This is a genomic window from Pseudonocardia sp. SID8383, from assembly GCF_009864975.1.
GTDB classification, from domain to species: Bacteria; Actinomycetota; Actinomycetes; order Mycobacteriales; family Pseudonocardiaceae; genus Pseudonocardia; species Pseudonocardia alni.
This window is the reverse complement of sequence record NZ_WWFY01000024.1, coordinates 1-340: the sequence shown is the minus strand read 5'-3', so window position 1 is coordinate 340 and position 340 is coordinate 1. Positions and strand designations below refer to the sequence as shown.

General features: G+C 77.6%; 1 protein-coding gene. It reads left to right on the top strand.

Annotated elements, in window-relative coordinates; genetic code table 11:
* The coding region (locus GTW08_RS00675; RefSeq protein ID WP_161151248.1) for a tyrosine-protein phosphatase at positions 1–330 on the top strand (330 nt) is incomplete at its 5' end.
* Positions 331–340 lie beyond the last annotated feature (10 nt).

Here is a 340-nt window from a genome sequence, read left to right as displayed (position 1 = left end):
GTGCACTGCGCCGCGGGCAAGGACCGGACCGGGATCGTGGTCGGGGTGCTGCTGGCCGTGCTGGACGTGCCGCGCGCGACGGTCGTCGCGGACTACCTGCGCACCAACGAGGTCCTGCCGACGCTGTGGGACCGGCTGCGCGCCTGGGGCCAGCCCGAGCCCGACGACGAGGCACTGCTCGGGGTGGACGCCGCCGCCCTGGAGGCCGTGCTCGACGACCTCGACGCGCACCCCACCGGCCCGGCGGGCCGGCTGCGCGAGTGGGGCGTCGGCGACGACGACCTGCGCCGGCTCGCCGAGCGGCTGCTGGAGCCGGTCCTCCCGCACTGACCGCGACCGG